The organism is Pseudoalteromonas sp. P1-30, from assembly GCF_001400005.1.
In the GTDB taxonomy this organism is placed as follows: domain Bacteria; phylum Pseudomonadota; class Gammaproteobacteria; order Enterobacterales; family Alteromonadaceae; genus Pseudoalteromonas; species Pseudoalteromonas atlantica.
The window spans coordinates 801,229-821,478 of the sequence record NZ_LKBC01000002.1; the positions used below are offsets into that span (position 1 = coordinate 801,229).

The 20,250-nt window shown below is 40.3% G+C and carries 17 protein-coding genes; 7 read left to right on the forward strand and 10 right to left on the reverse strand.

Going from position 1 to position 20,250, the window contains the following annotated elements:
• Window positions 1-81: 81 nt before the first annotated feature.
• Window positions 82-1,860 carry a gamma-glutamyltransferase gene (gene ggt / locus AN395_RS07055; protein ID WP_054982516.1) on the reverse strand — a complete coding sequence of 593 codons (1,779 nt, stop codon included), beginning with the start codon at window positions 1,858-1,860 and terminating at the stop codon, window positions 82-84.
• A gap of 97 nt (window positions 1,861-1,957) precedes the next feature.
• Here ggt and rrtA point away from each other — a divergent pair, with 97 nt between their 5' ends.
• Window positions 1,958-2,542, forward strand: coding sequence for a rhombosortase (rrtA, locus tag AN395_RS07060; protein ID WP_054982517.1), 585 nt, complete (start codon window positions 1,958-1,960; stop codon window positions 2,540-2,542).
• A gap of 78 nt (window positions 2,543-2,620) precedes the next feature.
• On the opposite strand, the gene AN395_RS07065 is transcribed toward rrtA, so the two are convergent.
• The 5 genes from AN395_RS07065 to AN395_RS07085 form a co-directional block, all read right to left on the reverse strand.
• Window positions 2,621-5,125 carry a prolyl oligopeptidase family serine peptidase gene (locus tag AN395_RS07065; RefSeq protein ID WP_054982518.1) on the reverse strand — a complete coding sequence of 835 codons (2,505 nt, stop codon included), beginning with the start codon at window positions 5,123-5,125 and terminating at the stop codon, window positions 2,621-2,623.
• Window positions 5,126-5,229: 104 nt separating this feature from the next.
• Entirely contained in the window at window positions 5,230-6,393 is a 1,164-nt protein-coding gene (locus tag AN395_RS07070; RefSeq protein ID WP_054982519.1) for an endonuclease/exonuclease/phosphatase family protein, read from the reverse strand.
• Window positions 6,394-6,508: 115 nt separating this feature from the next.
• Window positions 6,509-7,660 (reverse strand): 5-(carboxyamino)imidazole ribonucleotide synthase, encoded by a 1,152-nt coding sequence (locus AN395_RS07075; protein ID WP_054982520.1) that lies wholly within the window; start codon window positions 7,658-7,660, stop codon window positions 6,509-6,511.
• A gap of 2 nt (window positions 7,661-7,662) precedes the next feature.
• Window positions 7,663-8,145: a 5-(carboxyamino)imidazole ribonucleotide mutase gene (gene purE / locus AN395_RS07080; RefSeq protein ID WP_024033606.1), complete on the reverse strand. Its 483-nt coding sequence runs from the start codon at window positions 8,143-8,145 to the stop codon at window positions 7,663-7,665.
• Between the two features lie 150 nt (window positions 8,146-8,295).
• Window positions 8,296-9,885, reverse strand: a complete 1,590-nt coding sequence (locus AN395_RS07085; protein ID WP_083901794.1) for an ABC-F family ATPase — start codon at window positions 9,883-9,885, stop codon at window positions 8,296-8,298.
• Between the two features lie 636 nt (window positions 9,886-10,521).
• Between AN395_RS07085 and AN395_RS07090 the strand changes: the two genes are divergently transcribed.
• Together AN395_RS07090 and AN395_RS07095 are read left to right on the forward strand one after the other, a co-directional pair.
• A complete protein-coding gene (locus tag AN395_RS07090; RefSeq protein ID WP_054982680.1) occupies window positions 10,522-11,733 on the forward strand; it encodes a porin in 1,212 nt (403 codons plus the stop codon).
• Window positions 11,734-11,937: 204 nt separating this feature from the next.
• Complete coding sequence (locus tag AN395_RS07095; RefSeq protein ID WP_054982521.1) at window positions 11,938-13,074, forward strand: MFS transporter; 1,137 nt, start codon at window positions 11,938-11,940, stop codon at window positions 13,072-13,074.
• A gap of 294 nt (window positions 13,075-13,368) precedes the next feature.
• Here the strand turns inward: AN395_RS07095 and AN395_RS07100 are convergent, their stop codons facing one another.
• Complete coding sequence (locus AN395_RS07100; protein ID WP_004586612.1) at window positions 13,369-13,983, reverse strand: MarC family protein; 615 nt, start codon at window positions 13,981-13,983, stop codon at window positions 13,369-13,371.
• A 172-nt stretch (window positions 13,984-14,155) separates the two neighbouring features.
• Window positions 14,156-14,638, reverse strand: coding sequence for a GNAT family N-acetyltransferase (locus tag AN395_RS07105; protein WP_054982522.1), 483 nt, complete (start codon window positions 14,636-14,638; stop codon window positions 14,156-14,158).
• A gap of 99 nt (window positions 14,639-14,737) precedes the next feature.
• On the opposite strand from AN395_RS07105, the gene AN395_RS07110 reads away from it, so the two are divergent.
• Window positions 14,738-14,941 (forward strand): hypothetical protein, encoded by a 204-nt coding sequence (locus AN395_RS07110; protein WP_004586614.1) that lies wholly within the window; start codon window positions 14,738-14,740, stop codon window positions 14,939-14,941.
• Between the two features lie 63 nt (window positions 14,942-15,004).
• Here the strand turns inward: AN395_RS07110 and AN395_RS07115 are convergent, their stop codons facing one another.
• Complete coding sequence (locus AN395_RS07115) at window positions 15,005-15,199, reverse strand: CPXCG motif-containing cysteine-rich protein (protein ID WP_004586615.1); 195 nt, start codon at window positions 15,197-15,199, stop codon at window positions 15,005-15,007.
• 236 nt (window positions 15,200-15,435) lie between these two features.
• Between AN395_RS07115 and msrA the strand changes: the two genes are divergently transcribed.
• The 3 genes from msrA to AN395_RS07130 all read left to right on the forward strand — a co-directional run bounded on the left by msrA (window position 15,436) and on the right by AN395_RS07130 (window position 18,038).
• Entirely contained in the window at window positions 15,436-16,035 is a 600-nt protein-coding gene (gene msrA, locus AN395_RS07120; RefSeq protein ID WP_054982523.1) for a peptide-methionine (S)-S-oxide reductase MsrA, read from the forward strand.
• A gap of 201 nt (window positions 16,036-16,236) precedes the next feature.
• Window positions 16,237-17,151: a 2OG-Fe(II) oxygenase family protein gene (locus AN395_RS07125; protein WP_054982524.1), complete on the forward strand. Its 915-nt coding sequence runs from the start codon at window positions 16,237-16,239 to the stop codon at window positions 17,149-17,151.
• A 137-nt stretch (window positions 17,152-17,288) separates the two neighbouring features.
• Window positions 17,289-18,038, forward strand: coding sequence for an ABC transporter substrate-binding protein (locus AN395_RS07130; RefSeq protein ID WP_054982681.1), 750 nt, complete (start codon window positions 17,289-17,291; stop codon window positions 18,036-18,038).
• A gap of 53 nt (window positions 18,039-18,091) precedes the next feature.
• Here AN395_RS07130 and AN395_RS07135 read toward each other — a convergent pair whose 3' ends face one another.
• Entirely contained in the window at window positions 18,092-20,200 is a 2,109-nt protein-coding gene (locus tag AN395_RS07135; protein WP_054982525.1) for a TonB-dependent siderophore receptor, read from the reverse strand.
• Window positions 20,201-20,250: the final 50 nt, after the last annotated feature.

The window sequence follows — 20,250 nt, forward strand, 5'->3', positions numbered from 1 at the left end:
TTGCAATGACAATTAAGCTTGTCAGACCATTGAGAGAAAACACATGCAGGCTTCACTGCCTGCATGGCTATTATACATAAATTAAAATTTGATAGTGGCGTTTTTGTCAGTTAAATCCGACAAAGCAACCCCTTCACGGCGCGGATCGGCACCGCCATACAATTTATTGTTTTTAACCTCTACGGCATGTAAGCCAGAGTTTAAATCAAGTACACGTACAGCATGGCCGCGTTTAGTTAATTGCGGGGCTATGGCTTCAAGCGCAGTGCCTTTTTCAAGGCTCGTGTAATCGTTACGATTGGTGGTTCTTGGCAGGTTAATCGCCTCCTGTGCCGATAAGTTCCAATCCAGCACACCAATAACCACTTGCGCTACGTAATCAATGATACGGCTGCCACCTGGCGAGCCAACCACTAAGCGTAAGCTGCCGTCGTTGTTAAACACCATTACTGGCGACATAGAGCTGCGTGGGCGTTTGCCCGCCTCAACGCGGTTAGCTACTAACTTGCCGTCAATGCGTGGCGAAAGCGCAAAATCGGTTAATTGGTTATTTAAAATAAAGCCATTAACCATCACAGTTGAGCCAAACGCCATTTCAATTGAACTGGTCATTGATACGGCATTACCAAAGCTATCTACAATGGATACATGCGATGTTGATGGCAACTCAAAAGAATCATCTTTTGCGTAGCTTAAATAGCCTACCGGATTACCTGCAACTGCTTTTGTGTCTTGCTCAGTAATAAGCTTGGCGCGCGATGCAATGTACTTTTTATTTAACAGCTCTTTGGTAGGCACTTGTGTAAAATCAGGGTCGCCCATGTACATATTACGATCAGCAAATGCTATGCGTGAGGCTTGGCTAAAGTAATGAATTGCCTCTTCGCTATTAGGTTTAAGCGCGCTCATGTCTTTGTGTTCAAGCAAGCCCAAAATTTGTAATACCGCTACACCACCACTGCTCGGTGGGGCCATAGAGCACACATTATAAGCACGGTATTTAATACATACTGCATCGCGTTGCTTGCTTTTGTAATTAGCCAGGTCTGATTCGCTTAATGTACCCGGTGCAATTTTTGAATTTTGCACTGCGTTTACTATTTGCTTAGCGTTATCGCCTTTATAAAATGCATCAATGCCTTGTTTAGCAATGTCTTTGTATAAATTAGCTAAGGGCTGATTTTTTTTAATCGTACCGGCTTTAATTAATTCGCCATTAGGGTAAAAGTACTCGTTAATCACCGGCATACTCATTACACCTGGGTTTAATTGGCGTGCCAATAAACCGTGTAAACGAGGCGACACTTCAAAGCCCTGCTCGGCAAGTTTAATAGCGGGTTTAAATAACTCGCTCCACGCAAGTTTACCGTATTGTTGATGTGCACTTGCAAAGGCATGCAAAATACCTGGCACACCCACAGAGCGACCGCCAACAACTGCTTCAATCCACTTAACGGCTTTACCGTGTTTATCTAAAAACAGATTTTCGTCAGCATTTTGTGGCGCGGTTTCTCGGCCATCAAAGCTTGTAAGTAGGTTATCGGCTTTGTTGTAATACATCATAAATGTACCACCACCAATGCCCGATGATTGTGGTTCAACTAAGGTAAGCACTAATTGCGTTGCAATTGCCGCATCTACCGCGCTTCCGCCTTTAGCTAAAATCTGTTGTCCAGCTTGTGAGGCATACGGGTTGGCCGCGGCCACCATGTATTGATCACCAGTTACTAATTGTTTTTGTACAATTGAGGTGGTGGCTTCTGGCTCACGAATTTCTAATTTTGCAGGTTCTTTTGCTATTGTTGGCAGCGTTACTGCAAACAAACCAATAGTAAATAATGACTTAAGTTTAAAATGCATAAAAATACTAAAAACACTTAATTACGTAGTTGTATTTGGCATCTTAAAGTTAAACGGGCACAATATGCAAAAATTTTGACTAAAAAAACATAATAAAATGCTTAATTTACCGCTACAACCTCGTTATTTACTTCCGCCATTATTTTTGATGCTTTTTAGTATTGTTTTTGCTGCATTTGATTTAAATAATTTACTTGAATTTAACCGAGCGCTCATAGAAAACGGCGAAGTTTGGCGAGTGTTTACCAGTCAATTCGTACACGCTAACTGGGCGCATTTAGGATTAAATGCATTAGGCATATTTTTAATTTGGTTGCTGCATGGCGAATACACGTCGCCTGCGCGTTATGCCTTTAATGTGTGTTTTTTAGCACTGTGGTGTGGGCTCGGCGTATTATGGTTTTGCCCTGCTATATCTATATACACGGGGTTAAGCGCCCTATTACATGGTGTTATTATTTGGGGAGCGGTAAAAGACATTACCCTATCGCTTAAATCGGGTTATTTATTATTTATAGGCGTGTGGATAAAAATAATAATGGAGCAAGTAAACGGCCCCGATGCCAGTATTGGCCAATTAATTGATTCAACCGTTGCCATTGATGCGCACTTAATTGGCGCGGTGGGCGGCACATTGCTTAGCATACCTTTAGCTATTAAATACTTAAAAAATAGCGATTAAGCTTTCCAATATTAATAAAAACGCCGCGTTAGTTAACGCGGCGTTTTTGTTTTTACACTTTAATTTTTAAATTTAAGATTAAAGTGTTTCTTTAAATAATTTATGAATACGGCGGTATTCATCTAACCAGCTTGACGGCTGTACAAAGCCATGTGGCTCTACCGGGAAGATAGCCGTTTCAAAGTTTTGTTTTTCAAGTTCAATTAATCGCTGTACTAAACGTACTGAGTCTTGAAAAAACACGTTATCGTCAACCATAGGTGCGTTAATTAATAAGCGCTTGTTTAAGCCCTCTGCGTAATAAATTGGCGAGCTGCGCTCATACGCAATGGGATCTACATCTGGGTGATTTAAAATATTAGCCGTGTAAGCGGTGTTGTAATGCGCCCAATCGGTTACTGGACGAAGTGCTGCCCCAGATTGAAATAGCTCAGGGGCAGTAAATAGCGCCATAAAGGTCATAAACCCGCCGTATGAGCCACCGTATGTGCCTACTGCGTTAGTATCAACATTTGCGTTTTGCGCCATCCATTTAACGCCATCTGCTAAATCTTGCGTTTCAGGTGTACCCATTTGGCGATAAATCGCAGTACGCCAATCGCGGCCATAACCTTTAGAAGCACGGTAATCCATGTCCATCACTATGTAACCTTCATCGGCAAGTAATGAATGAAACATAAACTCACGAAAATACACAGACCAACCCATGTGTGAGTTTTGTAAGTACCCTGCTCCGTGGTTAAAAATAACCGCTTTACGGGTTTTGCCTGTTTCACCTTCTACATAGTCACTTGGGTAATACACCTTGGCATAAATAGGTTGCTCTGTGTGGCTAGATGGCACGGCAACAATTTTAGGTGCAGTGAGCTTTTTAGCTAAAAATTCATCCGACACCGTATGGGTGAGCTGTGTAGCCGTGGTGTTTGCTTTAGCATCGGCAACAAAAAGCTCTGTTGGCATTGTTATTTTAGAGTGCTTAAGCAGTAATTTGCTTTCGTCTGGGCTTAACGTGTAGTCGGTCATACCGTTCAGGTCTGTCACTTGCTCATTTTTACCTGTTTTTGGATTAACACGGTAAATTTCGTAAAGGCCTGGGTGCTCTACGTTTGCCTTGTAATAAATAGCGCTATTATCATGAGTTAACGTAATGTCCGATACTTCAAACTGGCCACTAGTTAAAGCGGTTGCTTTGCCGTTAAGCGGTTTTTTGTAAAGCTGACTATAGCCCGACTCTTCTGATAAGTAATACAGGGTGTTTGAATTATGTAACCAGCCAAAATTGTTAAACGCGTAGGCTATCCAAGCATCATCATGCAGGCGGTGCTGCGACACAAGCTCGTTTATATCAAAGTCGATTGTGGCTATCCAGCGGTCTTTGTTATCCCACGCCTCTAGCATAATGGCAACTTGCGTGCCGTCATCGTTCCACACTATGGGGGCTTGGTTTAAACCCCAATTAGTAATTAAGTTAATACCGCGTGGCGCTTTTTTAGATTTATACGTTTTACCATCACGCGCGTAGTTTTCTTTTTTAACCTCGGCTAAAACATCTTCATCAAAGCCCGGTAGCGTATCAAAGCTCAGTGGCGTTTGTGTTTTATCTACAAGGTTAATGTGTATCACCGATGATGTTTGCTCTTTTGCATCAGCCACACGACGACGCACTTTTTTAGGCTCAATAGTGGCATCATCGGTGATGTAATTAGGCATAATATCGCTTTTATCACGCCACGATTGCTGCTTTTGCAGCACAACAATTAAAGCATCACCGTTTGGCGATAGTTGCGCTTCTTTAATTACATTGCCATCACCTAAATAAAAAGCGGTGTTAGCAATAGAGCTATTTTGCGCGTTTATTTGATCATTGCGTGTTTGTGTATCCTGTTTGTTTTTATGCTGCAGCGCCACAAACTCAATCAGTTTATGCTGCTCTTTTGCTATGTAACTAGTTGGCTCTTGTAAGCCTTTTGGCTCATCGGCCAATTTTAAGTTAGCAAGCTCTGTACTTAGCCCTGTTTTTAAATCAACTTTAAAAAACACATTACCTTGGCGGTAAACTAAATCGCCATTATTTAAAAACTGTGGTTTAGACTCATTTGCTGAGGTGGCTGTTATTTGTTTAAGTTCACCCGTTGTTAGGTTTTTAACAAATACATTGCCTTTAAACGTATAAGCTTGAAGTGTTCTATCTGATGAATAAACCGCTTTAGAAGCACCTACAGTATGCAGTTTATCAAGTGATACTTGCATCGCTTTTTTGCTGTTAATTGGCTGGCTATAAATATCGTTTAGGTTACTGCCTTGCTGCTTTTGAGCATAAATAATGGTGGCTGAATCACTTGCCCAGTACGCATTTTTAGGCTGGTTGCCTATCCAATCAGGATTTGCCATGGCTTGTTCTAGGGTAATATTTTGCGAGCCAGCATCAGCAGGTGTGTTTACAACCGCAGCAACAGGAGTTGCTGGTAAAGCGCTTTGCTGTGATGAAGAGGTATTAGCGGTAGCACTACAACCTGCAAGCATAATGCTAGAGGTTACAGCAAGCGCTACTAATGTTTTTGATGACGATAGGTTAAAAATCATAGTGCTTCTATACGGTTATTATAATTGAGCCGTATTTAAGCAGAAGCACTTGAGTTATTGCAATTTTTTAAGATAAATAACACATTTTCAAGGTAAAGCTGAGTTTACTCTATTAGCAAATCGAGCCACACCAATCGGTGATCGCTCGATGCGTTTCTATCTTTTATTAATCTATATTGCTCGCTGTTTTTAGTGGGCCAAAACACCCCGCCACCGTGTATTTTAAACCCATAGGTAGAGGGTAAAACATAATCTACACGCGCTTGCCAGTTAGCGGTAAAGTGCTTTGCGTATGACTGCGGGTACTGCTCTTTAGCACCGGCGCTTTGCGGTATAAATTGCGAATTTATAAGTGGATTATTTAAAATTTGATTGGTGGTTTCAACCCGAGCTTTATCCCCTTCAGGCGCGGCGTTTAAGTCACCTAAAATAACAAACCGTGAGTTTGCTTTTAATCCGCCTTTTTGGCCGTTATCGTCGTAAATATAGGCTTTATTAGCAACATAATCGGCAATTAACCTAACTTCGTCATGATTACGTTTGCCGTTTCTGTCTTCGTCGCCATCAAACACCGGCGGTGTTGGGTGCGAGGCAAGTACATGCACTGTTTTATTATTTACTACAACAGGTACATCCCAAAACGATTTAGAGCTAAGCCTAAGCGCTTGCCATTCTTGCGTGTTATACCAATTCTCTTTTGTTTTAGGGTCTATTGGCATTTGCGCATTAGGCATATCTTTATATTTAAACGTTTGAAGCGTGCGCAGTTTCTCAAGGTTAATGGGGTATTTAGATAAAATAGCCATTGCGTAATGCCCTTCAAAAAAACCAAAACCATGCGCATCGCCCATTACAGCGGTTTTTTTACCGTTGTTATCAAGGTCAAAATCAGTAGCAAGGCCTGTATTAACTGGGGCAATAAAGCTGTATGGGTAATCAATGGGAGCTTGTTTATTTTGACTTACATTCAAAAACTGGCGTTTAAAATAATCTATACCTTGCGCTTTGGGTACGTAGTCAAACTCGTTTAATAAAATAATGTCAGGGCGAACACGCTGAATTATTTCGGCTATATTTTTTATTTGCTGGTGGTTTGATTTTAGAGCATTAACTAGCGCATCGGGGTTAACTTGCTCGCCTTTTGGCGTGTGATTAGTTGCATCCATACTCACATTAAAGGTGGCAATACGAAGGCTTTGGCTGGCTATAGCATTTAAACTAAATGAAGCGGCAATGGCTAATGCGCCATAAAGTATGTTTAGTTTCATTTTTTTACTTCAAAAAATTAAAAAATAGACTTTACCAGTATTACACAATTAATACCTATTTTTATGACAAAAAAATACCGGCTTAAGCCGGTATTTAATTAGTTAATTGCAGCCTTTACTCACTTAGCATAAGTGCAGTAGCAGCTTTTAAAATGCCGGGGTACGCTTGCTCAGGTAGGTAATCGGTAAGTTGCCCAAGCTTATCGGCAAGGTTATTAATGTTATCTGCAGATACATTAATATGCCCCATTTTACGTCCAGGTTTTGCCGTTTTTCCGTACCAGTGGCTGGTTACATCACTGACTGTTAAAACCTCGGTAGGAATACATCCTTGGCCCAACACATTAATCATGGCGGTAATATGCTTAAGCTCTGTACTACCTAGTGGTAAACCCGCTACAGCTCGCATGTGGTTTTCGAACTGCGAACAATGGCAGCCTTGCTGTGTCCAGTGTCCTGAGTTATGAACTCGCGGCGCAATTTCGTTAACCAGTAAAGTGCCGTTTACATCAAAAAACTCAATGGCAAGTACGCCAACATAATTAAGCTCGTTGGCAATTTTTGTAAATGCACTATGGGCCTGCTGCTCAACCAGCGTGTTATTTTTACCCGCAATCGACAAAGTAAGCACGCCGTTGGTGTGCTCGTTTTCAGTAATTGGGTAAATAGCCACATTACCTTGCTTATCGCGTGCACCAATAATAGAGACTTCACGGTCAAACGGGATCATTTTTTCAGCAATAATGCTGTGGGGCGCATCTTGTGTGCCAGAGGCAATAAAATCAGCCATTTCTGACCAAATTTGCTCTATTTGGTCATCTGATTTTAAACGCCACTGCCCTTTACCATCGTACCCTGCTTGGCACGTTTTAATAACCAGCGGTTTGCCTAGGGTTTTAACCGCTAATTCTAAATGCGTTTTTTCTGTGATTAGTTGATAGGGTGCACACGCTACGTTTGTTTTATCTAGTAGCGCTTTTTCTAATGCGCGGTCGCCACCGGTTTTAATGGCAGCTTTTCCTGGGTAAAATTTATTACTGTTGCAGCACAGTGTAAGTACATCATCGGGGATATGCTCAAACTCTGCGGTAATCGCATCAGCGTCACTAATTGCCTGCTCAAGTGTGGTTGTGTAAATTTCACCGGTTAGCGGATGCATAATTTTTTGGCTGCCTACATCGTAAGCAACCACATTTAAATTAAGGGGGGCGCCTGCTAGGCTCATCATTCGCGCAAGTTGGCCGGCGCCTAAAATTAAAATTTTCATTTTTACTCTGCAGGATTAGGGTTAGCTAAAATAGTCTCGGTTTGTTCTTTACGAAATGCTTCAATTTTTGCAAAAATTTCTGGGTTTTGGCACCCTAAAATTTGTGCAGCAAGTAAACCTGCGTTAGCAGCGCCTGGCTCACCAATAGCCAGTGTACCCACGGCTACGCCTTTTGGCATTTGGCAAATAGATAACAATGAATCTACACCGTTTAAGGCTTTAGATTTAACCGGAACACCAAGCACAGGAAGCGATGTAAATGCCGCTGCCATACCCGGTAAATGCGCAGCACCACCGGCGCCAGCAATAATCACTTTTATACCACGATCTGCGGCTGAATTTGCATAATCTGCAAGAAGTTGAGGAGTGCGGTGCGCAGAGACCACTTTTGTTTCGTACTCAATACCAAATTTTTCGAGCATGAGCGCTGCGTGTTCCATGGTTGGCCAATCTGATTTAGAACCCATAATAATGCCAACAGTCATAAATACTCCTCAGTAATGTATTTTAAAAATAGCGGACTTATGTCCGGTTTTAGGCGGGTATTATACCCAAACCAAGTTTAATTGCGACTCACAAAAACAAAAAAAGCCACGTTTAAACATGGCTTTTAAAGGGTTGCAGTTACAAAGTGCTTATACTTCTTTGCTTGCTAGGTATTCGCTGTAGTTGCCTCTAAAGTCAATCACCTGGCCGTCTTTTATCTCCCAAATGCGGGTAGCAACCGATGATACAAACTGGCGATCGTGCGATACAAACAATAATGTGCCTTCGTACGCTTCTAATGCAAGGTTTAACGCCTCGATAGACTCCATATCCATGTGGTTTGTTGGCTCATCCATTAACAATATATTTGGTTTATGCATCATAATTTTACCAAATAACATACGGCCTTGTTCACCACCTGAAATAACCTTTACAGACTTTTTAATATCGTTTTGCGAAAACAACATGCGTCCTAAAAAGCCACGAACCACTTGCTCGTCGTCGCCTTCTTGTTGCCATTGCTCCATCCACTCAAACAAGTTCATGTCTTTTTCAAACTCGTCAGCATGATCTTGCGCGTAGTAACCAATATTGGCATTTTCAGACCACTTAAACTCGCCCGACTTAGGTGCTAAACGCCCAGCAAGCGTATTAAGTAATGTTGTTTTACCTACACCGTTTTCACCGATAATAGCAATGCGCTCGCCTACTTCTACTAAACCTTCTAAATTTGAAAACAACGTATTGTCTTCAAAACCTTGGCTTAGGTTGGTCATTTCTAATGCATTACGAAATAGCTGCTTTTCTTGCTCAAAGCGAATAAACGGCGATTGGCGAGAAGAGGCTTTTACTTCTTCTAGCTGAATTTTATCAATACGTTTTGCGCGTGACGTTGCTTGTTTAGCCTTTGACGCGTTTGCAGAAAAGCGCGATACAAACTGTTGTAGTTCGGCAATTTGACTTTTCTTTTTCGCGTTTTCACTTAATAGGCGCTCACGTGCTTGTGTTGCTGCAAACATGTACTCATCGTAGTTACCTGGGTAAATACGAAGCTCGCCGTAATCAATATCGGCCATGTGCGTACATACTGAGTTTAAAAAGTGACGGTCATGCGAGATGATGATCATGGTGCAGTCGCGTTGATTAAGCACATCTTCTAACCATTTAATGGTGTAAATGTCCAAGTTATTGGTTGGCTCATCAAGTAGCATAATATCAGGGTCAGAAAACAGTACTTGGGCAAGTAACACACGTAGTTTAAAACCGGGTGCTATTTCAGACATTGGGCCGTAATGCTGCTCTGTCGAAATACCTACCCCTAATAAAAGCTCACCGGCTTTAGACTCAGCTGAATAGCCGTCCATTTCGGCAAACTCAGTTTCTAAATCGGCTACTTTCATGCCGTCTTCTTCACTCATCTCTGGTAATGAGTAAATGCGATCGCGCTCTTGTTTAATATCCCATAATTCTTTATGGCCCATGATCACAGTATCAATTACAGAGTATTCTTCGTAAGCAAACTGGTCTTGGTTTAGTTTAGCCACACGTTCATTTGGATCTGTACTTACGTTACCTGCAGAGGGCTCTAGTTCGCCACTTAGGATTTTCATAAATGTAGATTTACCACAGCCGTTTGCACCAATTAAACCGTAACGGTTTCCTTCGCCAAACTTTGCAGATATGTTTTCAAATAACGGTTTAGCACCAAATTGCATGGTGATGTTAGCTGTACTAATAATAGCGCTACCCTCCAAGGGGACATGATGTATTTAAATTGCGCGCAGTTTAAACTAAATACAGCTTTTTTTCTATGAAAGTTTAAGGTTGAAAGCGTATGAACTATGCCCTATTCCACTCATTAAAGGCGTAAATTAATGCCTAACAAATAGTGCCTAAAAACGCGATTAAGCCAGTGAATGCTTATTCAACTAAAAAAATGCGCTTAGCTAAAAATAATAGTCGATTTGTGCGCCATATCAGGGTTTAAATTTTAATTAATAAACCCGTTTAACTTAATAAGTCGATTGTTTATCGCAAAGCATTTTAAAAAACAGATAACTGGGTATATATTTATGATATAAAATGCTTTTTAGAGTTTTTGCACTAGCGTTTTATTTTTATCCAACATGAAAAAAACTCATTTTAAAACCCACTTACTTGCGCTGTTTTTAGCACTATTTACGTAGTTTTTAATCAAAAAAAACCTATCCCTTAACAGATAAAAAACACCATTAACCTCCAGTGAATATTTATTCATTTTTAGCGCTAATTTCATTGATTATTTTTCACTTTTGAGCCCATTAGGGCTTTGCTAGTCTTCATGCCTTCTAAATTTAATGTCACTTTTTAAAGTTAATACACACAAGGCATCACAAATGATTAAAAACTTTGTAACCCTACTATTAGGAACAAGCATAGTAGTTGCGCCAGCTGCTTCAGCAGTAGAGCTCTATAAGGATGAAAAGAACACTATTAAAGTAGGTGGTTACCTTGATGTGCGCGTTATTAATACGCAAAACCAAACCGAAGTGGTAAATGGTACATCGCGTATAAACTTTGGCTTTACTCGCCAACTTAAAAAAGACTGGTCGGCACTAGCGCTAGTTGAATGGGGTGTAAACCCTGTTGGTAGTAGCGACATTATTTACAATAACCGCTTTGAATCTATTCAAGATGAGTTTTTATATAACCGTTTAGGTTATGCTGGCCTTTCGCACGAAAAGTACGGGCAAATTACCATTGGTAAACAATGGGGTGCGTGGTACGACGTAGTTTATGGCACCAATAACAGCTTTGTATGGGATGGTAATGCTGCGGGTGTTTACACATACAATAAAGACGACGGTGCAGTAAATGGTACTGGCCGTGGTGATAAACTAATTCAATACCGTAATAGCTACAACGACTTTAGCTTTGCAGTTCAAGCGCAACTTAAAAACAGCGAATTTTATACCTGTGATGTTGATGACATTTCTGAAGAAGCGTGTGAAGCCCTGTGGAATAATGGCGACAGCGCAGCTCAAGAAGTAGAGTTTAACTACACCTTTGGTGGTTCTGTAACTTATAACGCAACCGACATGCTAACGTTAACAGCAGGCGTAAACCGTGGTGAATTTGATGTAACGTATGGCGATGGCACAACACAAACTGTTGAAGACTTAATTTTTGGTGCGGGTGTGATGTGGGGCAGCATTGAAAAACCAGGTTTATACGTTGCCGCTAACATAAATAAAAGCGAAAACCACGATACCGATAATCTAGGGCGCTTAATTAAAGACTCTATTGGTGTAGAAACCTTTATGTCGTACCGTTTTGATAACGATGTGCGCCCTTTTGTGGCTTATAACATTTTAGATGCCGGTGACGATTACGTTATTCAACCTAACTTTAATACCGATCCTAATGATGTATTCAAACGTCAGTTTGCTGTGATTGGTGTTCATTACTTAATTGACGAAAACACCATTGCCTACGCTGAAGCCCGGAAAGACTTTAGCGACTTTGAAAGTGATGACAAAGACCAGCAATCACAAATGGAAGCGTCAGAAGACGACGGGATTGCATTTGGTTTTAGATACAAATTTTAACTTCCCACCATAACAACACACAAAGCCCAGCTATATGCTGGGCTTTTTTATTTTAAACATTAAATGATGAAAAAAATTAAATGTTTGAATGCGTTAACAATCGCTATTATTTGTTATAACACTTTATAAAAGCTGTGTGCGCTGCGTATTATTAATTCCTTGTAAGCATGCTTACAAATTCACCCGAAAATTAATGGAGAGAAAATGAGTTCACTCAAAACCGCCGGTAATTTTACTCTACTATGTATTGCCAGCTTAACCATAATGGTTGGCACCCTGTTAGCGCCGGGTTTAGTTACCATTGCTGATGGCCTAGGCATACAAAGCAACAGCGTATTATTAATTACTTTACCTTCTTTAGGTGCGGTGGTGTTTGCCCCCCTAGCCGGAAGATTAATAGACAAGTACGGCGCATACCCTTTACTTATAATAGGTTTATTTTTATACGGATTATTGGGTGCATGTGCTTACTTTTTACATGGCCCAACCTTAGTATTTATTAATCGTTTTGCATTAGGTGGGATTACAGCAATAGTGATGGCAAGTTGCACCGTATTAATTTCAACGTGGTACAGCGGCGAAGCCCGACTGAATATGATTGCCAAACAAGGTATGGCGATAGAGCTAGGTGGCGTTATATTTTTATTTTTTGGCGGTGTTTTAGCGTCAATGTATTGGGGATTACCCCTTGCTTTATATTTAATTGCTTGGGTATTTTTAGCTATGTTGCTCATGTTTGTCCCCCGTAAGCAGCAATTAAACGCCCAAAATACAGAGCAAACTCAACAAATAAAAAAGAGCCATTCAAACGCATTAACGCTTAAAGGGGTTTATATAGTATCAACCCTAGCTATGACCATATTTTTTACCTCTACCGTGCTTTTACCTATTACCTTGCACGCACTAAATTTTAACGAGTCTGAAATAGGCCAACTATTGGCTTTTATATCGTTAATTGCGGTATTTACAGCGGGATTTATGCCTAAAGCAACTAAACGCCTTAGTGAGAAAAATGTATTAGCAATCGCATTTTTTGCCTTTGGTTTATCATACCTTTGCTTTATACAATTAAGTACATTGATATTAGTATTAGGCGCGCTATTAATTGGTATTGGCTTTGGTTTTAGCATTCCTCTTTTAAACCACATGACCGTAGAGCTAAGCCCAGAAAATGTTCGCGGACGTAACTTATCATATTTTACAATGGCTGTGTTTTCTGGCCAGTTTTTTACCTCGTTTATGGAGTACATACCTGGGGGTGAACATAACGTATTTATAATATGCAGTATTTTAAGCGCCGTTGTAGCTATCGCCCTTCTTGTAAAACCTAAAGCGCACTAAGCAGCAATCAATAACCGGTAAAATTATTAAATTAAGTAGCCAATTACCCCCTTTTTATTGGCTACTTTTATTCTCCTTCACTCTTTAGCTAAGTTTAATACTTAACGATAATTTAGTATGATGTTTTCTTTTACTATGAAGCCACCAGCAATGGTTGTTGCTTTAGTTAATTGCGTTGTAAAGTCAGTTTTTTAGCCTTAGCAAACAAGTATTAATTAAAGCGATTATAAGCAAAAAGGCATACACTGTGTATAAATACAGTGTATGCCTTTTTTATAAAAATCTTAAGATTGATCAGGGCCCTAGCGTTACCCACTGCTTAACTTCAAGTGCAGTCATAATCAGCTCTACAGAAAAAGCAGCCAGTATCATCCCCATCACACGGGTTAAAATAGACGCCCCGCCAATACCAATAAGCTTTATAATTTTGCCCGACAGCAACAATAAAATTAAGGTTACACCCAACACTGCCAGTGTAATTAACGCTGTGCCTATTTGGGTTGTAATTGGGTGAATGTGATTATCGGTAAGTAATATAACGGCTAAAATAGCCCCTGGTGTGGCAGTAGCAGGTATAGCAAGCGGAAACACTGCAATATCGTGCCCTGGGTCTTGTTTAGCTTTGTTAGAATCATTGCCAAATATCATTTGTAACCCAAACAAAAATAAAATTATCCCGCCCCCTAACTGAAACGATACCAGCCGTATACCCATCGCATTTAAAATAAGCTGCCCTATTAAAATAGAGCCAAGTAACACAGCGCCTGCATATAGCACAGTTTTAAACGCAGTTTTACGACGTTGTTGATCAGTTAAATGAGAAGTGAGCGCAGCAAAAAGCGCCATAGTCCCTATTGGGTCAATAGTGGCCCAAATAACGAGGGCATCTTGAGATAGTTTTTCTAGCATATAAAATCCTTGTTAAGCGAACACGTTTTAAAAACTCGGGTAACAAATTCATTTGCTTACGCTTAACTATAAGCCAAATTGGCTATTTTTTATATTGCATTTGTTCCTCTTATGATGAAATTTACTAACGTGTATTATGTAAATGCAGCACTAATACATTACTAATGCAGTACTAAACGTGTTTATACCAGATAGAATGCTCACCCAAGCTAAAGCCTAATTTAACTAATAAGTTATGCGAACGCGCATTATGTGCACTTACCTGCGCCGCTAAGTAGTTAAGCGGTATAGCCTCTTTAAGTGTTTTAACAAAGCCGGTAATTACCTCAAACATAATGCCCTTATCCCAATACATAGGATCAAGCTCAAATCCAATAAACGCCCTACTTTTACAAGGCGATAAATTATAAAGCCCGCAGGTGCCCATAAGTTTGCCATTTATATTATGTTCAATAGCCACTCTTATCACTTCGCCTTCGTAATAGGCGGTAATATCGTCTTGTATTAATTGCTTAATTTGGCATTTACTTAAGGGGGTTTGATAGTCGTTAAATTCGCTCACTTGCGGGTGATTCAAAATAGAAAATAACTGTGGGGCATGCTTATGGGTAATTAAACGCAATGTAACGCGTTCAAGCTGAGTTGTTTTAAACATTTTATACAGGAGTTAAAATAGCGCTTTATGGTTAAGCATTATTAACTTACCATAGCGTATTCACAAGCATTATCTTTATAGCCAATATTGAGAGCAATAATGAGCGACGATTTTAAAGTAATTCAACCTACCACAACCGTATACTGCCCTAAACGTGGTGAGGGCTGGACCCTAACAGGCATTACTAATATAAACGAGTTTACCTCGGTAATGTTTGACGGCACACGTTATACACTCCCCGCACGCGAAATAGTAGAAGAGCTGTTACCAAACCAACTAGCCCGAGAGCAAAATAATAGCTAGCACCCGTGTATAAACGGAAGTGGCTGCCACTGTGCAGCCACCTATATAAAGAGCAACGAAGGATTAAAATGTATCGTCTTCACTGTATACATTTACTTTTAACTCGTCTTCATCTTCAAAAACAACAAACGAAATAGGCTTACAACATACTTGGCAGTCTTCTATGTATTGCTCACCAATATCTGCAGCGTCTAATAATACTTCTATGCTTTCGCCACAATACGGGCAACTTATCGATTTTTCGGTTAACTGGTTCATTTAACACCTGCTACTTTTATCTCAATGCTTTCACTTTAATAAACACACTCTGATAATACAACATTGTGCTATTGAGGCTAGCTAATGTACGTATGGCCATAATTAAAAACCATTACGTATATTACTTTTTCCGCTATTCACGTTAGCCTACTAAAAACAATGAAATAGTAATAACACTTAGCAGGTCTAGTTATAAAGAATATGTATTTAAACTCATACTAGAGGTAGATTATTATATGAAAAAATCACTTACGCTTGCATTAACATCTGCCGCAATTTTGTTTAGCACTTTTTCACATGCAGCCAAAACCGAAAAAGCAGTTTTAGCCGGTGGATGTTTTTGGTGTATGGAAAGCGACTTTGAAAAGCTCAAAGGCGTAAAAGATGTTATATCGGGTTTTACCGGCGGTAAAATTAAAAACCCGACCTACAATGGTAACCATCAAGGCCATTATGAAGCAGTACAAATTACTTACGACCCTGATGTAGTAAGCTACAAAGGCATACTTGATCATTTTTGGGTAAATATTGATCCCTTTGATGCCAAAGGCCAATTTTGCGATAAAGGCCCTAGTTATTTAAGCGCCATATTTGTAGCTAACGAGCAAGAACGCAAAATAGCAGAGCAAACCAAACAAGCCGTAATAGCAGAGTTCCCAAATCAAACAGTGGTAACGCCTATACTTAATGCCAGCACTTTTTACCCAATTAAAGGTAAAGAAAGCTACCATCAGGATTATTATAAAAATAACCCCATACGCTACAATACCTACCGCTGGCGCTGCGGACGCGATAACCGCCTAGAAGAAATTTGGGGCGATAGAGTCACACATTAAAAACTTTTGTTAGAACAATTGATGGGTTTATACAAACCCATCTCCACTACAGCTAACTGCTAATTCTATTCATTCCGCCCCTAATTATAAACATTATTTTGATACTGTTTCCTAAAACAGCTTATTTATCTAACTTTATAAATATAATAAATTGCACTCCTAGATTGATAAAACCTAATTCAACAACTGGAGTTACACATTATGTCTGCCACCCAATTACAACTTGCTCGTGCTCTAGCGTTACCTTCAAGAGAGGCCATGTTAAATCGTGAGCACTCAGTACAGCATTTTTGGTACAACAATGACCAACTACTTACACAAGCCTGGAATGAGTGGGAAGAAACCGAAGTAGATACAACCACCTTTACCTTAGACGATTCATTACTAGATAAAAACTTACGTGAAGCCGTTAATGCTGCATGGCAAGATCCATCAAAAGAGCATTTAGTAAAATCACTACTAGAAGAAGTAGCGACTGATGTGTATCAGTTTCAATTTTTTGATCCTGAGCGCCTAGCTGTTTTACGTGGTTACCTTGAAAAAGTATGGAATGCTAACATTCCTATGCGTCCACCGTACGGTATTGTATTAAACCGCCGCGGCGCCATGCTCGACAAACGCTCAGAGGGCTATTTAGCTGCTCCTAGTTTTCAGGCATTTTATAACCAAGTATTAAATACATACATGCGCCCTATTTCACGTTTATTGTTTCCTGAGATCATAGGTTACGATACGCAAACGTTTGGTTTTTCTATTTATTACGACCCAAGTACAGATGCGTCTATTCGTCCGCATACCGATGCATCATCAGTAACATTAAATATTAATTTAAACTTACCTGGGGAAGAATTTAGCGGATCAGAGCTTGATTTTTACGACCAAGTAAACGCAAAAGTTGTACAACTTAGCTTTAAACCAGGCACCGCCATGATCCACAAAGGCAATGTACCTCACGCGGCAAAACCTATAACCAGTGGCGACAGAACAAACCTAGTGTTATGGCTTTTTGGCGATAATGGCCGTATACCAGCACCGGGTTCAAAACGTACAGATATTGATGCAAAAGAGCGTTGGACTACGCCAAAAACAACGCCAGACGGCTACGCACCTTTTTAAACGGTGCCAAGTTTAACCTTTTGTGCCTAATACTTGCCCATTAAAGATATTTAATAATACTTTAATGGGCTATTTACTTGTTACATAACCACTTAGTTACTATCTTTTTAGTATGCCAAGTTAATTTAAACAGCCTAATGAAGTTAAACTTTTTTATAATAACTACACTGCTTGTATCCTCTTTTGCCTGTGCATCGCCTACTAAACAAAAATTAGTTGTAGGTTTAGGCGAAACCCTACCGCCTTTTGTAATGTCACATACCAACAGCGGGCTAACCCTCGATATTATTAAAGCCGCATTAACGCCTTTAGGTTATCAAATAGAGCCTCGCTATTACCCCTATACGCGCCGCGCTAAAGGGTATGCAAAAGGCAGAATAGATATTTTAGCCGACATAAACTTAAACACCGCTAACGGAAACCAACTCAAAGGGTATATTTCTGATGAGGCCTATGTATACGAAAACGTAGCGATAACCCTAAAAAGCAAACAGTTTAACTTTACTAAAATTGCAGATTTAACATATTACAGCTTAATTTCGTGGCCCAGCGCCGCCATACACTTAGGCGAAGAATATGCAAAAATGGCAAAAGCCAATACGCAATATTACGAAGTTCACGACCAATCTCTTCAAGTTAAAATGCTTTTTTCAAACAAGGTAGATGTAATTCAAATGGATAAACAAAGTTTTGATTACTATCGCTCAACCCTTAAAGATATTGATACAACACAATCTGTAGATCGCTTTGCGCTGTTTGGCAAAAGCCCAAATGGCTATTTATTTAAATCAAAAAGACTACGTGATGACTTTAATATTCAGCTACAAAAACTTAAAAATTCAGGTCAGTACCACAAAATTTTTGAAAAATACAAACACGCCAAATAAAAAAGGTCGCTTTAACTAAGCGACCTTTTTACGTTTACAGCGCAAAATACCAATTAAAACTTATAAGAGGCAGAAAATTTAACGTTACGCGGTGTACCAGGTTGTACCCATGCATCGGCAAACGAGTTTGTGTAATACGTTTCATCAAACAGGTTATTTACCTCAGCCGTAACACCAATCGCGTCTGTTACATCGTAATTTACAAATACACGCGCGGTTGTATAACTGTGTAGTTTAAAGTCGGTACCAAAATAGCCATTGCGTTCGTCTACAAATAATAGCCCGCCACCAAATTTAATTGCATTGCCATATAACTCGCCCGATTTAACAAGCTGCAAGCTAAGTTGATGCTCTGGTACATTTAAAAGTGACTCGCCGGCCTCTACTGTGTAGCCAAAGTTAGCATCAAAAAATGAGTTTTCTATTTGGGCATCTACATACGCATACGACGCCCAAATTTCTAAACTATCGCTAAGCTCACCTGTTAGGTCTATTTCTATTCCCTTACTTTGCGCTTCGCCAATGGCTGCGTAGGTAAACGCTGTTGGGTCATCTACTACTAGCATGTTGTCTTGATCTACTTTAAATACGGCAACGGTACCAAATAACGCGCCATCGTTAAGGGTAAATTTTACACCTAGCTCTGCAGAGGTAGATTGGTTTGGCTCAAAACCATCGCCATTGGCATCAGCACCCGAAAGCGGGCGAAAGTTTTCGCCGTAGGCTGCATAAACAGATACATAATCACCGGCTTCATACACCACACCAAACTGCGGGCTCACGCGTGACTGCGTTTGTTTTGTATTAGTGCCTGCTAAACGGTTATTTAAGCGCTGCTCGTAATCATCAAAACGGGCACCAATACGAATATCTAACTTATCGGTTACGCTTATTTGGTCTTGAATAAATACCCCTAGTGACTCTTGAATCTCTACGCGGTCGGTATTAGATGTAGGCGTTGGTAATTCATACGCGCCGTATACAGGGTTAAATACATTAATGTATTGATCGCCCCGTACACGTAAAATAAATTGATCGTTTTCAAATTTATCAGCGTCAACACCCATAATTAAACGGTGCTCAAAACCGCCAAGCTCAAGGCTGCCGCTTAGCTCTGCACGCAATACATGGTATTGAGCATCAAAATCGCGGTAGCGCCTAAAGCGATTTACTTCGCCATCAACTACGCCGCCAAAACCGGTTTCGGTTGCAAAGCCTTCCATAGAGGTATCACGGTAGTTTGCACCAAATAAAATGCTCCAGTTATCATCAAAGTCATGAATGTACTCTAACTGATGCCCTAGTACATCGGCTTCAATTGGGCCATCGCCCGGTTCACCTAAAAAGCGGCTTTGTGGTATAAGCCCAAGTTCGCCATCTATGGCTAATACGCCCCTATCAAACGGCACTTCTTGGTCGCTATATTCAAGCTCGTAAACAAGTTGGCTGCTGTCGTTAATATTCCACACTATTGACGGGCTAAAGCCGTGTTTAGTGGTTTCTATGGTGTCTCTAAAGCTCTCGGCGTCTTCATAAAAACCAACCAGTCTAATTGCAACGTCATCGTTAAGCGCTGTGGTGTAATCAACATCGGCGCGGTAAGTATCAAAACTTGCTACCGAGAGCTTAATTTCACCTTTTGTATCAAACGTTGGGCGTTTAGTAACTAAGTTTACTGTACCACCTGGCTCACCACGGCCAAATAAAGCCGCACGCGGGCCTTTTAAAACCTCAACCGACTCAATACCCGACAAATCACGCGAGCCACCAAAACCGCGCCCAGCATTAAAACCATTTACTAAGTAGTTACTGGGTAGATTTTCATCGCCTACAAAGCCACGTAACGAAAAACTATTCCAAAGCCCACCAAAGTTATTTTGCCGTGCAACCGAGGCCGATAAATCAAGCGCTTGGTCAAGGCTTACTGCACCTGCATTTTCAAGCGCTTCTAAATCAATTTTAAGCTCTGATTGTGGAGTTTCTAGTTGGCTAAAGTTACCTTGGTAAGCTTGGCGCGTAGCAACCACAGACAGCCTTTCAATATTTGTGTTAGCACTGTGTGTTTGCTGGTTTTGCTCAGCAGCCAAAGCCTGGCTGCTAAATAAGCTTACTAGGCACGCACTTAAATAGGTGAGCTTAAGCCCTGTTGTGTTGGTTTTCATTGTGAACCTTGTTAGTAATATAAGTATTTTATAATTATGGTGTTGTTACT